The sequence below is a fragment of the Nonomuraea sp. JJY05 genome (genome assembly GCF_043496855.1).
GTDB lineage: Bacteria > Actinomycetota > Actinomycetes > Streptosporangiales > Streptosporangiaceae > Nonomuraea.
Window position 1 is genome coordinate 1 of record NZ_JBIEIS010000124.1, and the last position, 1,501, is coordinate 1,501.

A 1,501-nucleotide genomic window follows, 5' to 3' on the forward strand; every position below is an offset into this window, starting at 1 on the left:
CAACGCCGTTCAGTTAAAGCGGGGGTCTGTTCGTCAAGGTCTATGAACGAGGAAGCGGAGCTGCTGTAGAAGAGGTGTGTCACTCCAAGACATCCTCACCACAGGAGCTCCGCTGTTGGAACAGGTTGCCATAGAACGAGCGGCCGGGGTAGCCGCTGGGGTGTTCGCGCCGGGACACCTGGGTGAACTGACCCGGATCGTCCCGTTCGAGATGGTCGATGAGGTGCTGGCGGAGACTCGTGCGTTGGAGCGCAGGATCCGGCTGGTGCCGGCACGGGTCACGGTCTACCTGCTGCTGGCCGCGGCGTTGTTCACTGGGCTGGGCTACCGGCAGGTCTTCGACCGGTTGTGCGCCGGACTGGCGCATCTGGCACCGGTACGGCCCAGCAGCAGCGCTCTTCGCCAGGCCCGCCAGCGGCTGGGGCCGGCCCCGATGAAAGCGTTGTTCGACCTGGTGAGCGGCCCTGCGGTGACGACCGCTGCCGCAGGATGGTGGCGGGGACTGCGGGTGGTCGCCGTCGATGGCACCCTGCTACCGGTCCCGGACTGTGCGGCCAACCTTACGGTCTTCACCCGGCAGCGACTTTGCAACGGGATCTCGGGATACCCGCAACTGCGTCTGACCGCGCTGGTGGCCTGCGGGACCCGGTCGATGATCGGGGCCGTCTTCGGGCCCGCCACGACCGGTGAGCTGGACTACGCCCGCCGTCTGGCCTCGCATCTGCGGGCCGGGATGCTCCTGCTGGGCGACCGGAACTTCGCCGCCACCGACCTGCTCAACCAGCTGGCCGCCACCGGAGCCGACCTGCTGGTGCGCTGCAAGTCCGGCCGCAACCTGCCCGCCTTGGCCCGCTGCCGGGACGGCTCGACCCTGACCCGGCTCGGCGCGCTGACCGTTCGCGTCATCGACGCCGAGATCACCATCCGCACCGCCCAGGGCACCCGGACCGGCCACTACCGGCTGCTGACCACCCTCACCGACGCTTCCCGCTACCCGGCGGCCGATCTCATCCGGCTCTACCACGAGCGCTGGGAGATCGAGACCGCCTACGCGGAGCTGAAGTCCACGATCCTCAGCGGGCACGTGCTTCGGGCGCGCACCCCTGACGGCATCGAACAAGAGGTCTGGGCCCTGCTGACCGCCTACCAGGTCCTGCGGACCGCGATGACCGACGCCACCGACAGCGTCCCGGGCACCGACCCGGACCGGGCCGGCTTCACCACCGCCCTCGCCGCCGCCCGAGACCAGCTCATCCTGGCCGCCGGCGTCATCACCGGCACGGACATCGACCTGGTCGGCACCATCGGCCGTCACATCCTGGCCCAGCTCCTGCCCGCCCGGCGAGTCCGCACCAAAGACCGCATCGTCAAACGCGCGATCTCCAAATACAACGCCCGCGGACCCGCCATCGACCGGACCACCTACAAAGCCACCATCAGCATCAACATGATCCCGGCCAGCCCTTGACGCTGCTACCCCAGCCCTAACTGAACGGCGTTG

Annotated in this window: 1 protein-coding gene; it reads left to right on the plus strand. The window is 68.7% G+C overall.

Annotated elements, in window-relative coordinates:
* The first annotated feature begins 115 nt into the window (after positions 1-115).
* On the plus strand, positions 116-1,468 hold the full coding sequence (locus tag ACFKCF_RS61555; protein ID WP_394506780.1) for an IS4 family transposase: 1,353 nt from the start codon (positions 116-118) through the stop codon (positions 1,466-1,468).
* Positions 1,469-1,501: the final 33 nt, after the last annotated feature.